This window comes from Desulfovibrio sp. DV (assembly GCF_001936595.1).
Classification (GTDB): Bacteria; Desulfobacterota; Desulfovibrionia; order Desulfovibrionales; family Desulfovibrionaceae; genus Solidesulfovibrio.
This window is the reverse complement of record NZ_MLBG01000123.1, coordinates 1-14,392: the sequence shown is the minus strand read 5'-3', so window position 1 is coordinate 14,392 and position 14,392 is coordinate 1. Positions and strand designations below refer to the sequence as shown.

15 protein-coding genes, 1 tRNA gene and 1 pseudogene are annotated in these 14,392 nt (G+C 64.6%); 1 reads left to right on the top strand and 16 read right to left on the bottom strand.

Going from position 1 to position 14,392, the window contains the following annotated elements; genetic code table 11:
• The 6 genes from DVDV_RS19220 to DVDV_RS19195 form a co-directional block, all read right to left on the bottom strand.
• Positions 1 to 311, bottom strand: a 311-nt coding sequence (locus DVDV_RS19220; RefSeq protein WP_075356208.1) for a hypothetical protein, incomplete at its 3' end; no start/stop codon positions are given.
• A 554-nt stretch (positions 312 to 865) separates the two neighbouring features.
• Positions 866 to 2,785, bottom strand: a complete 1,920-nt coding sequence (selB, locus tag DVDV_RS19215) for a selenocysteine-specific translation elongation factor (RefSeq protein ID WP_075356207.1) — start codon at positions 2,783 to 2,785, stop codon at positions 866 to 868.
• Positions 2,786 to 2,875: 90 nt separating this feature from the next.
• The gene (locus DVDV_RS19210; RefSeq protein ID WP_075356209.1) at positions 2,876 to 4,321 is read right to left on the bottom strand and encodes an aminopeptidase; all 1,446 of its coding nucleotides are present in this window, start codon (positions 4,319 to 4,321) and stop codon (positions 2,876 to 2,878) included.
• Positions 4,322 to 4,491: 170 nt separating this feature from the next.
• Entirely contained in the window at positions 4,492 to 5,895 is a 1,404-nt protein-coding gene (gene selA / locus DVDV_RS19205) for an L-seryl-tRNA(Sec) selenium transferase (protein WP_075356206.1), read from the bottom strand.
• 75 nt (positions 5,896 to 5,970) lie between these two features.
• A complete protein-coding gene (locus DVDV_RS19200) occupies positions 5,971 to 7,263 on the bottom strand; it encodes a folylpolyglutamate synthase/dihydrofolate synthase family protein (RefSeq protein WP_075356205.1) in 1,293 nt (430 codons plus the stop codon).
• A complete protein-coding gene (locus tag DVDV_RS19195) occupies positions 7,244 to 8,026 on the bottom strand; it encodes a 3',5'-cyclic-nucleotide phosphodiesterase (protein ID WP_075356204.1) in 783 nt (260 codons plus the stop codon). Before DVDV_RS19195 ends, DVDV_RS19200 begins: the two co-directional genes overlap by 20 nt.
• 114 nt (positions 8,027 to 8,140) lie before the next feature.
• On the opposite strand from DVDV_RS19195, the gene DVDV_RS19190 reads away from it, so the two are divergent.
• Positions 8,141 to 8,217, top strand: a tRNA-Arg gene (locus tag DVDV_RS19190).
• Between the two features lie 190 nt (positions 8,218 to 8,407).
• Here the strand turns inward: DVDV_RS19190 and DVDV_RS19185 are convergent.
• The 10 genes and pseudogenes from DVDV_RS19185 to DVDV_RS19135 all read right to left on the bottom strand — a co-directional run.
• Positions 8,408 to 9,130, bottom strand: coding sequence for a hypothetical protein (locus DVDV_RS19185; RefSeq protein ID WP_075356203.1), 723 nt, complete (start codon positions 9,128 to 9,130; stop codon positions 8,408 to 8,410).
• A complete protein-coding gene (locus DVDV_RS19180) occupies positions 9,090 to 9,281 on the bottom strand; it encodes a Com family DNA-binding transcriptional regulator (RefSeq protein WP_075356202.1) in 192 nt (63 codons plus the stop codon). The genes DVDV_RS19185 and DVDV_RS19180 overlap by 41 nt, the downstream gene beginning before the upstream one ends.
• Before the next feature lie 132 nt (positions 9,282 to 9,413).
• Positions 9,414 to 9,653: a hypothetical protein gene (locus DVDV_RS19175; protein ID WP_075356201.1), complete on the bottom strand. Its 240-nt coding sequence runs from the start codon at positions 9,651 to 9,653 to the stop codon at positions 9,414 to 9,416.
• A complete protein-coding gene (locus DVDV_RS19170; RefSeq protein ID WP_075356200.1) occupies positions 9,650 to 10,180 on the bottom strand; it encodes a hypothetical protein in 531 nt (176 codons plus the stop codon). The genes DVDV_RS19175 and DVDV_RS19170 overlap by 4 nt, the downstream gene beginning before the upstream one ends.
• A 1,007-nt stretch (positions 10,181 to 11,187) precedes the next feature.
• A complete protein-coding gene (locus DVDV_RS19160) occupies positions 11,188 to 11,511 on the bottom strand; it encodes an amidohydrolase (RefSeq protein WP_075356198.1) in 324 nt (107 codons plus the stop codon).
• A gap of 9 nt (positions 11,512 to 11,520) precedes the next feature.
• Positions 11,521 to 12,048: a collagen-like protein gene (locus DVDV_RS19155; protein ID WP_075356197.1), complete on the bottom strand. Its 528-nt coding sequence runs from the start codon at positions 12,046 to 12,048 to the stop codon at positions 11,521 to 11,523.
• Positions 12,045 to 12,770: a hypothetical protein gene (locus DVDV_RS22510; protein ID WP_075356196.1), complete on the bottom strand. Its 726-nt coding sequence runs from the start codon at positions 12,768 to 12,770 to the stop codon at positions 12,045 to 12,047. Before DVDV_RS22510 ends, DVDV_RS19155 begins: the two co-directional genes overlap by 4 nt.
• A 3-nt stretch (positions 12,771 to 12,773) precedes the next feature.
• Positions 12,774 to 13,478 carry a phage tail protein gene (locus DVDV_RS19145; protein WP_075356195.1) on the bottom strand — a complete coding sequence of 235 codons (705 nt, stop codon included), beginning with the start codon at positions 13,476 to 13,478 and terminating at the stop codon, positions 12,774 to 12,776.
• Between the two features lie 5 nt (positions 13,479 to 13,483).
• Positions 13,484 to 14,104 carry a putative phage tail protein gene (locus DVDV_RS19140; RefSeq protein WP_075356194.1) on the bottom strand — a complete coding sequence of 207 codons (621 nt, stop codon included), beginning with the start codon at positions 14,102 to 14,104 and terminating at the stop codon, positions 13,484 to 13,486.
• A pseudogene (locus DVDV_RS19135) lies at positions 14,104 to 14,392 on the bottom strand (phage tail protein); the annotation flags it as partial. The gene DVDV_RS19140 and the pseudogene DVDV_RS19135, both read right to left, overlap by 1 nt.

Below are 14,392 nucleotides of genomic sequence, written 5' to 3'. Positions count from 1 at the left end.
ATGACGCCGCGTTTGACCAACAGCTCGTAATCGCCCTTTTTCGTGAAAAGGGTCGGCACGTTAAGGGTTTCGAGAATCTGCATGAGGGATTGGACCGTTGCCTTGGTGGCTTTTTTGTCCATGACCACGATGGCCACGTCCTTGGCCACGGCCAGGCGTTCGGCGATTTCCCAGGCAGCGGTGACCGGCGGGCCGCCGTTGACCCGGTAGGAGTCCACATCGACCTGGATGACAGCAGCCGGGGCCCTTGCCGGGAAAGCCAGGGCGGCCAGCAACAGACAGACGCAAAGCGGTCGGGCATATCTGGACATGTTGCTTCATTTGTGGTTAAAGATTTTTTCACGAAATACATTCTGGGGAGGTTTGCCGTGAAATTTGATTTCGCCGGTCTTATGGTGCTGTTCGGGCTCGCTTCTGTGTTTATCGCCCTGTTGGTCATCAAGGCCACCCAGGCGGCCAAACCCGAAGACCAGGACTGGTAGCACCTGCCCCTTCGGTCGCTTTTCCGGCGGCGAACGGCTTGCGTCGTTCGCCGTTTTTGTCGTTGTAAGAGTGCCTCCGGCGGCCAAAGGGGTGACCCCTTTGGAATCCCACCTGAAGGCAAGGGGCAATCCCCCTTATTTCCCGTTGCAGGGGTCCGGGGAGCATCCCCCGGTCGCCGGAGCAACGGTGGTTCTCGTCAAGGTCAAACGCCGCATGTTGCGGCCCTGCCTCTTTTCCCATCTTTCCCTGCGCGACTTCCGCCCGTCGACTTGGCAGCGTACCCGGTCAAATTAAACTTACCCCAGGTGGGGATTCCAAAGGGACTCAGTCCCTTGGCCGCCGGAGGCATCTTCTGCCTTCTCTTTCCCTCTCTCCTTCCTCGCTAGCGCTTGCGTAGCTGGCGCTTGTCGCCGACGCGCACGGTGATCTTGTCCTTGTCCAGGTATTCGAGCAGGGCGATGAGAAACTTGCGCGACAGCCCGGTCAGTTCGCGAAATTCCGCCGGTCCCATGTCGGTGGCCCCGGCCGCGTAGTAGGCCTGGACCTTCTCGATGAGTGCCTTGATGGCCTCGGCGCAAAAATACATGTTTTCCTGGGCCTTGATGATCAGCCCTTCGTCTTGGAGCACCTTGTAGACCGGCTGGGCTTCCTTAAACGTCAGGTCCAGCGGTTCGAGGATGTCCTTGATATTGGGCGGGGTCAGGCCGCCTTTTTGGTAGGCGGCCAGGAGTATGCCGCGCAGCTTGGCCTGATCGGAAGCCAGCGACACCTTGTGGTCGGGCAGGCGGATGACGTCGCCTTCGGTGGCCAGTTTGCCGGCCCGAAGGAGGCGCTCGACCATGAGATGAAAGAGCTTGGGGGACAGGGCCTTGCCCCAGGTGGAGGCCAGTTCGCTGCGGGAGACGCCGAGTTTGAGCGGTTCGCGCTTGTGGTAGGCGGCCACGAATGCGGCCAGGGAGATGGTGAGCTCGGCCACGGTGTCGCCGTGGACGTAGTGCCGGCCTTCCTTTCCCTCGCGGTCGACAAGGGCCGCGCCGCCCTTGTCGCACAGACTGGTGAGCGCCTTGTCCAGGGCCTTGGATTCGAGGTCGGTGAGCGTCATGAGCCGGGCAAAGCCCAGGCCCTCGACTCCGGCCCGGCGCAATTGCAGGGCGGCCAGGGCGGGACCGGTCGCCGTGGCCAGTTCGGCCAGAAGGGTGCTCGTCGCTTCGGTGTGGCGCTTGAGCTTGCGGGTCATGGGCGTAAGCACCCGGCCGCCGGCCATGGTGCGCAGCGGAGCGCCGGAGCGGATGACCACCCGGTCGCCGTGGACGCCGGCCATGGGTTCGGGGAAGCGCAACTGGCACACGGCTGTTTCACCGGGTTCAAGCTTGTCGCGGTCAAGCAGATGCACCCGGGCCTGGATTTCCCGGGTGCCGTGGTGCAGATGCACCTCGGTGCGGTGCTTGATGCCGCGCGGGGCCGAGGCCAGACACAGGAGTTCCACCTCCCAGACCGTGTCCGGGAAAAGCGTTCCGGGCAGGGCCAGCACCTCGCCGCGCTCGATGTCCTCGACTTCAAGCCCGGCCAGATTGACGGCGGTGCGCCGCCCGGCCGGCGATACGTCCACGGTTTCACCGTGGGATTGCAGGCTGCGGATTTTCGAGCGCTTGTCAGTGGGGAACAGGCGCACGTCGTCGCCCACGGCAAACGAGCCGGCAATGAGCGTGCCGGTGACCACCGTGCCGTGGCCGCGAAGCGTGAACACGCGGTCGATAGGAAGCCGGGCCAGATCGGAGCGGCGCTTGGGGGCAAAGGCGTCGGCCAGTTCGGAGAGGGCGGCGCGAAGTTCCGGCAGGCCCGCCCCGGTGTGGGAGGAGACCGGAAAAATGGGGGCGTCGGCCAGAAACGTGCCGGCCAGAATGCCGCGCACGTCGTCGGTGACCATGGCCAGCCAGTCTTCGTCCACCATGTCGCATTTGGTCAGCGCCACCACGCCGGTTTCGACGCCAAGGAGCGTGCAGATGTCCAGATGCTCGCGGGTCTGCGGCATGACCCCCTCGTCGGCGGCGATGACGAGCGTCACGAAATCAATGCCGGCCGCGCCGGCCACCATGTTTTTGACAAACCGTTCATGGCCCGGCACGTCGATGACGCCAAGGCGCGTGCCGCCGGGCAGGTCCATGAAGGCAAAGCCCAGTTCGATGGTGATGCCGCGCTTTTTCTCTTCGGCCAGCCGGTCGCAGTCGATGCCGGTCAGGGCCTTTATGAGCGTCGTCTTGCCATGATCGATGTGCCCGGCTGTCCCCATGATAACTGGCATGTGCGAATCCTTGGAGGGGGTGAAGAAAAGAGGAAGATGCCTCCGGCGGCCGGGGGGGATCATCCCCCCGGACCCCCTGAAGGGGAGAGGTTAACTCAGTAAGAAAGCCTGGTAGGCCAGTTTGGTGGCGTAGAGGTCGGCAACGCTGGTGATCTCGAACGGGCTGTGCATACTGAGCACGGCCGGGCCGAAATCAATGATGTCCATGCCGTAGACGGCCAGGAACTTGGCTACCGTGCCGCCGCCGCCAAGGTCCACCCGGCCAAGCTCGGCCATCTGCCAGGGGATGCCGGCTCCGTCGAGGAGGCTGCGCAGCCAGGCCACGTATTCGGGATGGGCATCGTTGGCCCCGACCTTGCCGCGATGGCCGGTGAACTTGCAAAAGCACGGGCCAAAGCCGAGCAGGGCGGCGTTGAGCTTCTCGTGCAGGTCCTGGTAATCCGGGTCCATGGCCCCGTGGACGTCGGCGGAAACCGCCTTGCCCGCGGCCAGCACCCGGCTTTTGCGCGCCCCGGGCTCCCAGGCCTCGATCAGGTCTTCCAGGCAATATTCGAAAAAGCGCGACTTGGCCCCGGTGGAACCTTCGGAGCCGATTTCTTCCTTGTCCCAAAAAAGCACGATCTGGGTGTGTTCGGGTGTGTCGGCATCAAGCAGGGCTGTGAGGCCGGCATAGACGCACACCCGGTCATCCTGGCCGTAGCCGCCGATCAGCGCGCCGTCGAGGCCGACCAGCCGGGCCGGTCCGGCCGGCACGGCCTGGAGTTCGGCGCTGTAGAGGTCGGCCTCTTCAATGCCGTAGCGTTCGTTTAAAAGGGCCAGCACCTTGGCCTTGATCAGATCGTTGCCATTTGGAGCCGGCTTGGCCTCGGCCGTGCCTTCAGGTTCGGCCGCCGGCTTCTCGGCCGGGGAGTGGCCGATGATGATATTGAGCTTTTCGGCCTCAAAGGCCTCGGACAGCTTTTTTTCCACCTGCCGGTAGGCCAGATGGGGCAGCAGGTCCGGGATGGTGAAGACCGGATCGGTCGGGTCTTCGCCGATGGTGACCGGGATGACGGTGCCGTCTTTTTTGGCCACCACGCCGTGCAGGGCCAGAGCCCTGGCCAGCCATTGGTGCTTGCGGATGCCGCCGTAGTAGTGGGTCTTCAGCTGGGCCACGCCGCAGTCCTGATAGAGCGGGCGTTGCTTGAGGTCGATGCGCGGGGTGTCGCAGTGGGCGCCAAGCAGCCGGAAGCCTTCGCTGAGCGGCTTTTTGCCCTTGCGGGCCACGAACACGGTCTTGCCCTTCATGACGCGGTACACGGCGTCGCCGGCAAAATTGCCGTCCAGGCTTTCGGCGAACCCGGCCTTGGCCAGGACGCCTTGGACGTACTGGACCGTCTCACGCTCGGTTTTGCAGGCCGAAAGGAAGGCGATGTAGTTGTCGGCCAGGGTTTTCATGGCCTCGCGCTCTTGGGGCGTGGCATAGGTTTCCCAGCAGTTCTTGGCATCGATGGTCAGGCCCGGGGCGGCCGGGGTGGTTTCTTCAGTATCGCTCATGGTGCTCATTGCTCCTTCAAAATGCTTCAAACCAAGTCTCTATACTAAGCGTTGCGGTCCCTGGAGGGAACCTCATCAGCAAAATTTCGTTTCCCGCCGAGGGGTCCGGGGGGACTCTCCCCCGGCGGGGTACGGGGCAGCGCCCCGCTCTTTTTCCCTGTCTCTTGTGCTCACTCGCCGAGCGCCTGCCCGAGCACAGCCGCCACGAGTTTGAGTTCATCGTCCGCCAGCGTGCGCGGGTCAAGGAGCAACGCGTCATCCTGGGTGCGGGCCACCAGCGGCGGATCGGTGGCCAGCAGCCGGGCCCGCAGCGCATCCGGCGACGGCGCGCCGGCAAGCGGCGAGAGGGCGACCAGCGTGGTCGGCAGATCGCGCTCGGGAAAGGCCCCGCCGCCCACCCGGGACGCGCCCGGGATGGTGGCCACGGCATAGCGGCCGGCCAGGGATTTTTTCAGGATTGCGGCCAGTTTGCGGGCCTTTTTGGCCAGGGCGTCCGGGGCGGCGGTGATCATGGCCAGGGTGGGAATAACGGTCCGGGCGCGCTCGGGGTCGCGGTAGAGGCGAAGGGTGGCTTCCAGGGCGGCCAGCGTCATCTTGTCGATGCGAATCGCCCGGTTGAGCGGATTTTTGCGGATGGCCGCGATGCATTCGGCCCGGCCGACGATGATGCCGGCCTGGGGACCGCCAAGCACCTTGTCGCCGCTAAAGGTCACGACATCGGCCCCGTCGGCCACGGCCTGCTGCACGGTCGGTTCGCCGGGCAGGCCGCAACTGGTAAAATCGGTCAGGTTGCCGCTGCCCAGATCCTCGATGACCGGCAGGCTGTGCCGCCGGCCGATGGCGACCAGCTCGGCCAGGGAGACTTCCTTGGTAAAGCCCACGATGCGGTAGTTGGAGGTGTGGACCTTTAACAGGGCGGCGGTTTCCGGGGTGACGGCGTTTTCGTAATCGCGCGGGTGGGTGCGGTTGGTGGCCCCGACCTCGCGCAGGATCGCCCCGGATTTGGCCATGATTTCGGGGATGCGAAACGAACCGCCGATTTCCACCAGCTGGCCCCGGGAGACGACGACTTCCCGGCCCTTGGCCAGGGTCTCCAGGGTGATGAGCACGGCGGCGGCGTTGTTGTTGACGACCAGCGCGTCTTCGGCCCCGGTGAGGGTGCGCAGGATGTCGACCACGTGGCTGTAGCGGCTGCCGCGTTCGCCGGTGGTGAGATCAAATTCCAGATTGGAATAGTGCAGGCAGGCCTCGGCGGCGGCGGCAGCGGCCTCGGGGGTGAGCAGCGAACGGCCGAGGTTGGTGTGCACCACCACGCCGGTGGCGTTTACGACCCGGCGGAAATGGGGCCGCGTGGCTGTGGCAACACTGCGGGCGCACTGGGCAAAGAGCAGGGCGTGATCGAGCTGGACCGGATCGGTCAGGCGGCCGGCCCGGATGTCGTCCCGCAGCCCGTCGAGGAATCCGGTCACCGCATCGCGCAACATGGCCCGGGGTAAAGCGGCCAGGGATGGGTCACTGTCCAGGGCGGCCAGGACCGCGTCTACGGGCGGGAGCAGGCGAAAAAGATTTTGCACGGCGATTCCGAAGGGTTGGGCGTTGGCGTCACAGTCGCGTCAAGCCAGGGACCATACCCGGAAACGCCGGCGAGATCAATTTTGCGCGGCCGGGAAAAGGGCGGCCAGCAAATACATGGAACCGCAGGCCAAAACAGTTCCGTCCAGGGCGCGCACGCTTTCCAGGGCGGCTTCGGGTCCGGCCACGGCCACGGCCCGGGGGCCGAGCATGGCGGCCACTTCGGCGGCCGGTCTGGCCCGGGACACGCCCGGCAACTCCGGAACGAAGATGGGACCGGTGGTGAGCCGGGCGGCCACCGGAGCCATGGCATCCAGGTCCTTGTCGCCAAGGCAGGTGAAAATAAGGGCCGACGGGGCAAGGCGCAGGCTGGCCAGAGCGGTTTCCAGGGCAGTCAGCGCCGGCAGGTTGTGGGCGCAGTCCAGGAGCAGGCCCGGGGCCATCTCCGGCAGATGCAGGAGATGGAGCCGGCCGGGCAGGAACGTCTCGGCCAGGGCGCGGCGCACGGCCTCGGGGTCGGGGACGATGCCGAGCATCCCGGCACAAAGGGCGAAGCCGGCCAGGGCCAGGGCGGCGTTTTGGGCCTGATGCGGCCCGGCCAGCCGCAGTTTGGCGTCGGGAATATCCAGGCGGTGCGGGGTCTTGAGTACGGCTTTGCGGGTTTTTGCGTCATAGCCGGCCAGTTCGGCCACGTCGTAGAGGCGGGTGCCGATAGCCTCGGCCTGCCGCCGCAGTTCGGCCAGGGCTTCGGGCGGCTGCGGGCCGGTCACGGCCACGCCGCCGGGCACCATGGCTCCGGCCTTGTCCCGGGCGATGTCGGCGAGCGTCGGCCCGATGACGGCGGCATGGTCCAGGCCGATCGGCGCATATAGGACGAGATCCCGGGGCAGGGCCGTGGTGGCGTCGCCGGCTCCGCCAAGGCCGGCCTCGTAGACGACGGCCTCAGCCCCGTGGTCGGTGAACATCCGGGCGGCCATGGCGGTGAGCAGTTCGAAATAGGTCAGCCGGCCGGTCGCACCGCCCGGGGCGGTGGCGGCAAGGACCGCGTTTGCAGCGTCGGTCCAGGCCGCCTCCGGGAACTGTCGGCCGCCCAGGAGAATGCGCTCGCGCACAGAAACGAAGTGGGGCGAGAGGTACAGTCCCGTGGGCAGGCCGTGGGCGGCCAGCAAGGCGGCAAGCAGGGCCGAGCTTGACCCCTTGCCGTTGGTGCCGACGGTCTGCACGGCCAGATGGGGCAGGCTGACCAGGCGAAGGCCGGCCAGGGCGGCGCGCATCCGCCCGGGGCCGAGGTCCATGTGAAACAGGCCCAGACTGTCGAGGTAGGCCGAGAAAGCGGCAAAATCCGGAAATTCAGATGGTGATGACGTCATGTTCCCTGAGCAGCCGGTAGGTGTAGCCGGCCAGTTCCTGGCCCAGTTCGCGTTCGATCTCGACGGCGAAGGGGGCCTTCATATGGTAGATGAAGATGTCGGGACGGGCGCGCAGCTTGTTGAGTTCCAGGCGCAGCAGGCGCGGGGTGAGATGCTTGGAAGCGGCGGCCAGTCCGTCCATGGCCGAGGGGAAGGAGGCTTCGGTGATGAGGTGGGCCAGTGGAAACGACAGTTCGTCCATGGCCTGCCAGAAGCTGTCGCAGGGCCCGGTATCGCCGGTGTAGGCGAGATTTTTGGCTCCGCCGTCCTGCCACAGGACATACCCGGACGCGGCTTTGGCATGATTGACAGGATAGGTGGCCACGGTGATGTCGCCGATGGCCACCGGGACGCCCGGAGTCATGGGGGCATAGGTCAGGACCGGCGAGGCGGCCGGGATGACGGTGAAATCGGGCCAGATGGTGTCGTTTAACAGGTGGGTGGCAATGGCGTCGAGGACCTCGGGCAGGCCGTGGATCTGGACCGGCGGCCGGCTGCCGGCGGTAAAAAACTCGATGAGGTTGTCGGCCAGAAACAGGATGTCCTTGATGTGGTCGAGATGGCTGTGGCTGACGAAGATATGTTCGAGTCTGGCCTGGGCAGCCAAGTCCAGGGAGGAAGTGACGGAGCCGGCGTCCAGGAGAATGGTGTCGTTTACGCAAAACGAGGTGAGATTGTGGCCCGGCAAATCCGAGCCGGAACATCCGAGCACGCGCAGCTTCATGCCTCTCTCCTTGTGGCGGCGATAATCCGGGAAGTGGCAGTTTGAGCCGGGAGCGGTGTTTCGTCAAGGCCGGCCTTGACCGCAGGGGCCGGCTTGTTTAGGTTTCGTGGCCGTGCGCCCGTAGCTCAGTTGGATAGAGCATCTGCCTTCTAAGCAGACGGCCACAGGTTCGAATCCTGTCGGGCGCACCAATAGATATTTCAAGGGGTTAGGCCGTTTGGCCTAACCCCTTTTCTCATGTGGATAACCGGGCTGGATAAATTTTAGCCAACCATACGGGATAACGAAGAAATTTTTGACAGCATCCGAGCAGAGACTGTCCCGCGCAGGTGTAAGGCGGCGCGCGATTTGGCACTGATTTGCGCCGTCATTGGCACTTGGTCATGCGGCCTCGCGTTTGGGGTAGGGTTGGATCGGCAGGCGTAGGCGTTTGCGCCAGGGCTGTTTTAAGAACAGCACGTAGCGGAACTGCCGGAACTGGTGCCGAATCGCTCGTCCAAAGTTCGCGCGGAGATATTCTCCACGTCGGCCGCCTTTCTTATGCGCGGTCAACAGCATCTCATGATACCAGTCGTCGTCCAGGTGCCAGAAGGTGGTCAGGTGGCTGCCGCAGAACTGGAAATTGCTCGCCTGGTAGACCACCCCAAGCCCGCCGCAGCGTTCGTCGGCAAAGCTCTGGACCCAGGCTACGGTCGGGCAGGCGCGGCGGATATATTTCACTGCAAAGCTTATCGCCTGGCTTTCCGTGTTGCGCGGGCAGACATCGTCCAGCCACATGCGGTTGAGTTCCAGGTATTCGCCGACCTTCGTTCCCTCCACCACTTTGCCGGCCAAGTGCGGATTCAAGGCGTACCCGAACTGGAGCACGCCCCGGAACTGCCCCTGGTGGTAAACGCCCAGATGCACGTAGCTGTTGTTGACCACCCGCTTGGAATAATGCCTGGCTATGATTGTTTCCCGTGCCCTGGCCGCCGGGATGGCGGCCAGGTAGAGGTCGTGCTTGCCAAAACCTTGCACGCCGGTTTCGCCTATCAGGTAGCCCGGTTGGTCGCCGGTCGGCGGTTCATACTGACTCGGTTTCGGCGGATGATACGGTCTGGCCATGGATGCGCTCCCTGGGGGAGGCTCCATGGCCTTCTGTGATGGGGCTCGCGGCCCTCACGTGGTTGATGGTGCGGCAGCGGGGGCATTTGATTTCGATGGTCCCGGTGCCTTTGGCCAGTAAACGTCCGCATTGTCCGCAACGTATCTCCATGCTTACCTTTACAGGTTGGGCCGGAAGCTGTAGCCCTCTAACGCCCGCGCGGGCTGGAGCGCGGCTTCGGCCGTGGCGGGTTGTTGACGCAACCCGTTGGTGGGGCGGTTACCGCCGCCCTGCCGCTCCATTTCAATATTTTGCGACGCGCTCGCTTCCTTCGTCCGCCTCGATAGAGCCCCGGCAGTGCCCGGCTCCGAAGACGGCGTCCAGGCCGCATTCCAAAAGCCGGCCTCCCTGGCTGCCGGCAGCGGCAGCCTTGCCGGCCCGGCTGGACACGGTTTCATCGGGATCGCCGCCGGTGAGGACGGAAAGGAACTGGTCCAGGCCGAGCAGGATGTTCCAACAATAGCGCGCAAGCCTGTTGCTCATAATTGGAAGACTCCGTTCTGGATTTGCTGCAAACGCTCGTCGGTGACGATGTAGCCCTTCTGGCACAGCATCAATAATGAGTTTTGGGTGAGCGGGTCGGCCATATCCACGTAGCCGACGGCCCGGATAAAGGCCCACATGCGGCGCACGTCGGTGTCTGTCCCTTCGGCCAGCAACACGGCGTCCAGTTCATCTTGCGTCAGCAGCCGCATGAAGTCCGCCGGGGAATACCGGGATGCGGTTTGGCTGCCGTTGGTCGGCGAGGCGGCTGCCCAGGCGGTCACTTCATCCCAGGAAGTAGGGAAAGCCAGTTGGTGTTGGACACCATCGAGTTCCACAAGCGCCAGCGGATAGCCCGGGAAGGCCGGACAGAGCGCCACGCAAGCGGCATGGTCGGAGACGATGCGCACCGTGTCAGGGCCGATAGTTACGGTGACGTCGTCGCCCTCGGGGATTGTGATGCCGAGGGCGGCCAGGAAGTCCCGGGAGGCTGCGGATAGGAGGTCATGAAGGATGATAACATTCATGGTCAGCTCCAGCCCATAGACGCGAATGTCGAATCGGTCGCAACGCCAGTGCCGCCATTAGCCCCATAACTGCTGCAAATACCTCCTGTTGCCACTCCATTAAACGCACCTGTCAACGTGCCGCCTCGTGTCAAACCAATACGACCGCCGCCAGGGCAGCCGTAGTATGCCGCAGTTGCATTCTCCCCTTTGGAAGTAAGCACATGCCCGCTTGCTAATGTCGCGTTTCCACTGCAAAATATTATCCCGAATCCTCCGGGGCGAAGCCCAGAGCCAGCTGGTCCACCATGCAGGGAGCCGTTGGACAGCACTCCACCAGGAGAGCCGCCAGACCATGGTGTCCCCGGTCCACTGCATCCACCATAGACACTGTTCGTTGATCCAGCAGAACCTCCGCCGCCAGGAGCTAGAGTCCCGGCACCCCCAGCAGTTCCAACTCCATTATACCCGGCAGTGACAACCTGTACGACATTAGCCCCTCCCCCACATCCAGCGGCGGATAAAATAACGCTGCCAAGCGGAACCCATGTTCCCCAATCGCATTGTACGTCTCCCATGCCTTGAGGAGGGCAAGCGTAGAGATTTGGATCAAAGATGCAGAAGCCTGTTTGGCGAATCCATTTAAGGAACTCGGCGTAGCTGGTGTTTTTTCCGGTGAACGTGATAGATTGTGGAACGAGGATGTCTTTATTCGCTACCCAGTGTCTCGATCCGGCTGCACCAAGATAATCAAGTGAAAAAGAACCAACAGCTCCCATCGCCAAAGAGGAACAGAGGAGAAACAGCCCACGGCACCGATAGGACCCCGTCAAGGCCGCATTGATCGTCAACGCCCCGTACCGGACAACTTGGATAGGACCGTCCAGCGTGGTCGGGATAGCCGTTGGAGTGCTGATCGTCACGTCCCCCTTGGAATCATAGAGGTTGTAGAAATTGACCAGATTGACGCCCGGGGTCCAAACGGCCGTCCACGGTTGCTTGGCGGAAAGTTTCGAGACAGCCATGGCCTACCCCTCGTCTCCCGACGCCAGAAACGAGACCGCCACCAGCGTCGAAAGCACCCGCAGCTTGTCCGGGGTGGTGCTGGCGGCGATGCAGATTTTGGTATCCATATGCACCGACTCGCCCGGGCCAAGTGACGCCTTGAACGGAGTTGCCCGCACAACCCCGGAGGAGGTCGTGAGTGTGACGGTGACGTCGGCGGAATCAACCGTGCTGGTGTTGCAGACAATCAGGCCGAAAATGACCACTTCGAGGGTGGCCGTCGGGACGACCAAATCCGTGACCGTGTTGGCCGCCACACTCGGCAGGGTCCAGGGTTTTAATGCCATAACGTGCTCCTACCCGAATATGATGGCCAACCGTCTGGCCTTGGACATATCGCCTGCCGGGCCTTGCTCGCCCCGGTCGCCTTTTGCTCCGGTGTCGCCCTTGTCACCCTTTGCACCTTGCACCCCTTGAATCCCTTGCAGGCCGCGCTCGCCTTGGTCCCCCTTGTCGCCTTTGTCTCCCTTCTCGCCTTTCTGGCCGGTTTGGCCCTGGGGGCCGGTGACGGCCGTGGTCACGTGCGCCCCCAACTCCACGTTGCAGGGCGAATTGGGGATGGCCACGAAACGCACGAAGCTGCCGCCGTAAGGGTCGGTGACGGTTAGCGCGTAGGCGCTGCCTTCGCTGCCAAGTTCGTTGGGAAAAAGCGCCAACACGGCTTCGCCCTGGGCGTCGGTCAGGCCCAGGACCTGGCCCGGGACGTCCTGGCCCTGGTAGCGTTCCTGGCTGGTCAAGGCGGCCTTGACCGATGCGCCCGGGATGCCCTGGCCTTGGGTGTCCACGAAGCGGATCGTCACCGGGACGGCGGGGATGGCACTCACGCCGCTTGCTCCTTGGGCCAGACGATGGCGTTCAGCACGGCCTGGACCGCTTCGGGGGTCTGGGCCTGGCGCACCTGCTTTTTGGCGGTCAGGCGCACGGCTTCGATGGCCGCGCCCATACTGTGCCAGGCTTGGGCCATGTCTAGGATGGTTTCGGCCACGGCCTTGGCCGTGTCGGCGGTGATGCCCACCTCGCCGGCAATGAGTGGATAGTCGGCCGGGTCGGGATTCTCGGCGGCCAGGAACTGGCGGGCTTGGGCCTCCTTGGCCAGGTAGGTCATGGCCCGGCCGGGTGTCAGGCTGATATACGGCGCAAGCAGCGCATCGGCCTGGGCGTCGATGGCGGCCTCGGCGTCGGCCTGGATCGCGGCCATGTCCGGTTGCCACGAGGCCGTGGCCGCGTCCCAGGTGTGGCGACGGCTGGGCGGCGGGGTCAGGGTCGCGCCTTCGGGGAGCGGGCCGACGGCCAGGATGGTCATGGGCTGGCCGTCGGCCGTGGCGTAGGCGACCTGGCCCCGGTGATCTTCCACCACGCGCCAGGCCTCGCCGTCGAAAACCGGCACCTGCCCATTGCCGACCAAGGGCGGCATCGCGTCGGTGGTATTGGCCGGCTGCAAGTAATTGGGGCTGCCGTCCGGGTTTTGCGGCCGGGCCGGGGACAGCCGTGCCTCGCACTGGCCAAGGAAAACGCCCTGGGCATCGTACAGATAGGAAAGCTTCACGGCCTACCTCCAACGAATGATGAACATGACGCTCACGTTTTTCATGCGGGTTTCCGAAGCCATGGGCACATTGGCAAAAGCCCCCGGCACCACCCCATCCGAGGACACCTGAAAATCCCGGGTGTAATAGTTGTAAGTGCCATTGTTCCAGGCCTGGGCATCCGGCACGCCTGTGCCGCCGCCGGCCGTGCCGACCACGCCGCCCATGGGATGGTTGTGCCTTTTGGTGGCGTCGTCCTGGCTGGAACCAACGTGGTCGCCACCAGTGCGAAGAGCCGCGTCAGGGTCCTTGCCGCGTCCGTGGTCCCAGCCGCGCGGCACCACGCCGCGCAGGTCCGGCCCTCTGAAATAGCCGGTCGGCGCGGTTCCCCAGGTATGGCCAAGCACTGCAAAGAGGGCCGGGTAATCGACAATAAGCAGCAACGGCCCAGCGCACTCCAGCCAGTCGTCGCTGGCCGGCAGGGTTTCGCTCATCCACAGACGGACCTCGCCCACCATGCCCGCGCCGGAGAGCAGGCCAATGGCCTGGCGCAGCTGGTCATAGTCGCCCTTGATCGGCGTTATGCCGGCGGCCTCAATGGTGCGGGTCAGGTTTTCCTGGACGTCGTTGAGCCAGGCGGCCGTGACCACCGTGGCCATTTGCGGGACGGTCGGGTCCCCTTCGGTAAAAAGACGCTGTACGGCCCCGGGGCCGTCGATTCTGTGCATGGTGATTATCCTCCGTAGGCAAAGTGGACCATGGTGTGGGCCGGGGCGGCGTTTCGGATGGCGCATTCCAATAGCTGGTTGCTCCAGCTGGCCAGCGGTTCGCCCGCGCCGCTCATGCCGGCGCGAAAGAGCGTCGTCGGTTCGCCCGAGGCGTGGACCATCCAGACGTATTGCCAGGGCGCGCCCTGGGACAGGGACTGCCCGGCGCTCCAGCCAGCGGAAAAGAGGGTTTCGTAATTGGTGATCCGGTCGCCGGCCCGGGCAAAGCCGGCCTTGAACTGGTCGAACTCTTCGATGGTGATGGCGTAGCCCAGCTGCCCGGCCAGCCAGATGAAATAGGCCCGGTTGATGCCGGCGCGCTCGGGCAGGGCGATGGCCAACAGCGCCAGGCGCTCCTGGAGGAGCAACCCGGGCTGGCGGCAGTCGCCGGGCAGGTCGTAGACGCGCTCATAGTCTTCCAGCCATTCCAGCGCCGCCAAAGGCGTGAGGCCGCGAAGCGGATCAAGGCTGGCGGCCAGGGCCGCGTCCAGGGTCAGGCCTTCGGCGGCCAGCTCGCCCACGATCCGGCCGGTGGGGGCGTAGCTGGACGGCAGCAAGGCCGCCAGCAGCGCGGCATGGCCGTCCATCACAGCGCCTCCGCCTGCACCAGCCCCAGGCGCGGCCATTCCAGGCGCTTGGCGTCCACCACGGCCACGAAGTTGGCTTGCGGCACCTTCACCTGACGGTCAATGACGCCCGGCAGGCTGGAGGCCACGGCCTCGATCTTGGAGCGGTAGACCACGCCGCCGGGTGGCAAATCGGCCAGGGCGGCGGCCAGGGCGTCCTGAAGCTGGGCAGTGTACAGGGCCAGGGTGGTGACGGCTGCGTCAAGGCGCACGGCCACCTTGACCGTGACGTTGACCGGCGTTGGCGAC

Bases quoted from the DNA above. Each gene is read 5' to 3' on its own strand.
- DVDV_RS19140 (WP_075356194.1), bottom strand. From the start codon at position 14,104: ATGGACGGCCATGCCGCGCTGCTGGCGGCCTTGCTGCCGTCCAGCTAC.
- DVDV_RS19210 (WP_075356209.1), bottom strand. From the start codon at position 4,321: ATGAGCGATACTGAAGAAACCACCCCGGCCGCCCCGGGCCTGACCATC.
- DVDV_RS19160 (WP_075356198.1), bottom strand. From the start codon at position 11,511: ATGGCATTAAAACCCTGGACCCTGCCGAGTGTGGCGGCCAACACGGTC.
- DVDV_RS19145 (WP_075356195.1), bottom strand. From the start codon at position 13,478: ATGCACAGAATCGACGGCCCCGGGGCCGTACAGCGTCTTTTTACCGAA.
- DVDV_RS19200 (WP_075356205.1), bottom strand. From the start codon at position 7,263: ATGACGTCATCACCATCTGAATTTCCGGATTTTGCCGCTTTCTCGGCC.
- DVDV_RS19180 (WP_075356202.1), bottom strand. From the start codon at position 9,281: ATGGAGATACGTTGCGGACAATGCGGACGTTTACTGGCCAAAGGCACC.
- DVDV_RS19175 (WP_075356201.1), bottom strand. From the start codon at position 9,653: ATGAGCAACAGGCTTGCGCGCTATTGTTGGAACATCCTGCTCGGCCTG.
- selB (WP_075356207.1), bottom strand. From the start codon at position 2,785: ATGCCAGTTATCATGGGGACAGCCGGGCACATCGATCATGGCAAGACG.
- DVDV_RS19195 (WP_075356204.1), bottom strand. From the start codon at position 8,026: ATGAAGCTGCGCGTGCTCGGATGTTCCGGCTCGGATTTGCCGGGCCAC.
- DVDV_RS19185 (WP_075356203.1), bottom strand. From the start codon at position 9,130: ATGGCCAGACCGTATCATCCGCCGAAACCGAGTCAGTATGAACCGCCG.
- DVDV_RS19170 (WP_075356200.1), bottom strand. From the start codon at position 10,180: ATGAATGTTATCATCCTTCATGACCTCCTATCCGCAGCCTCCCGGGAC.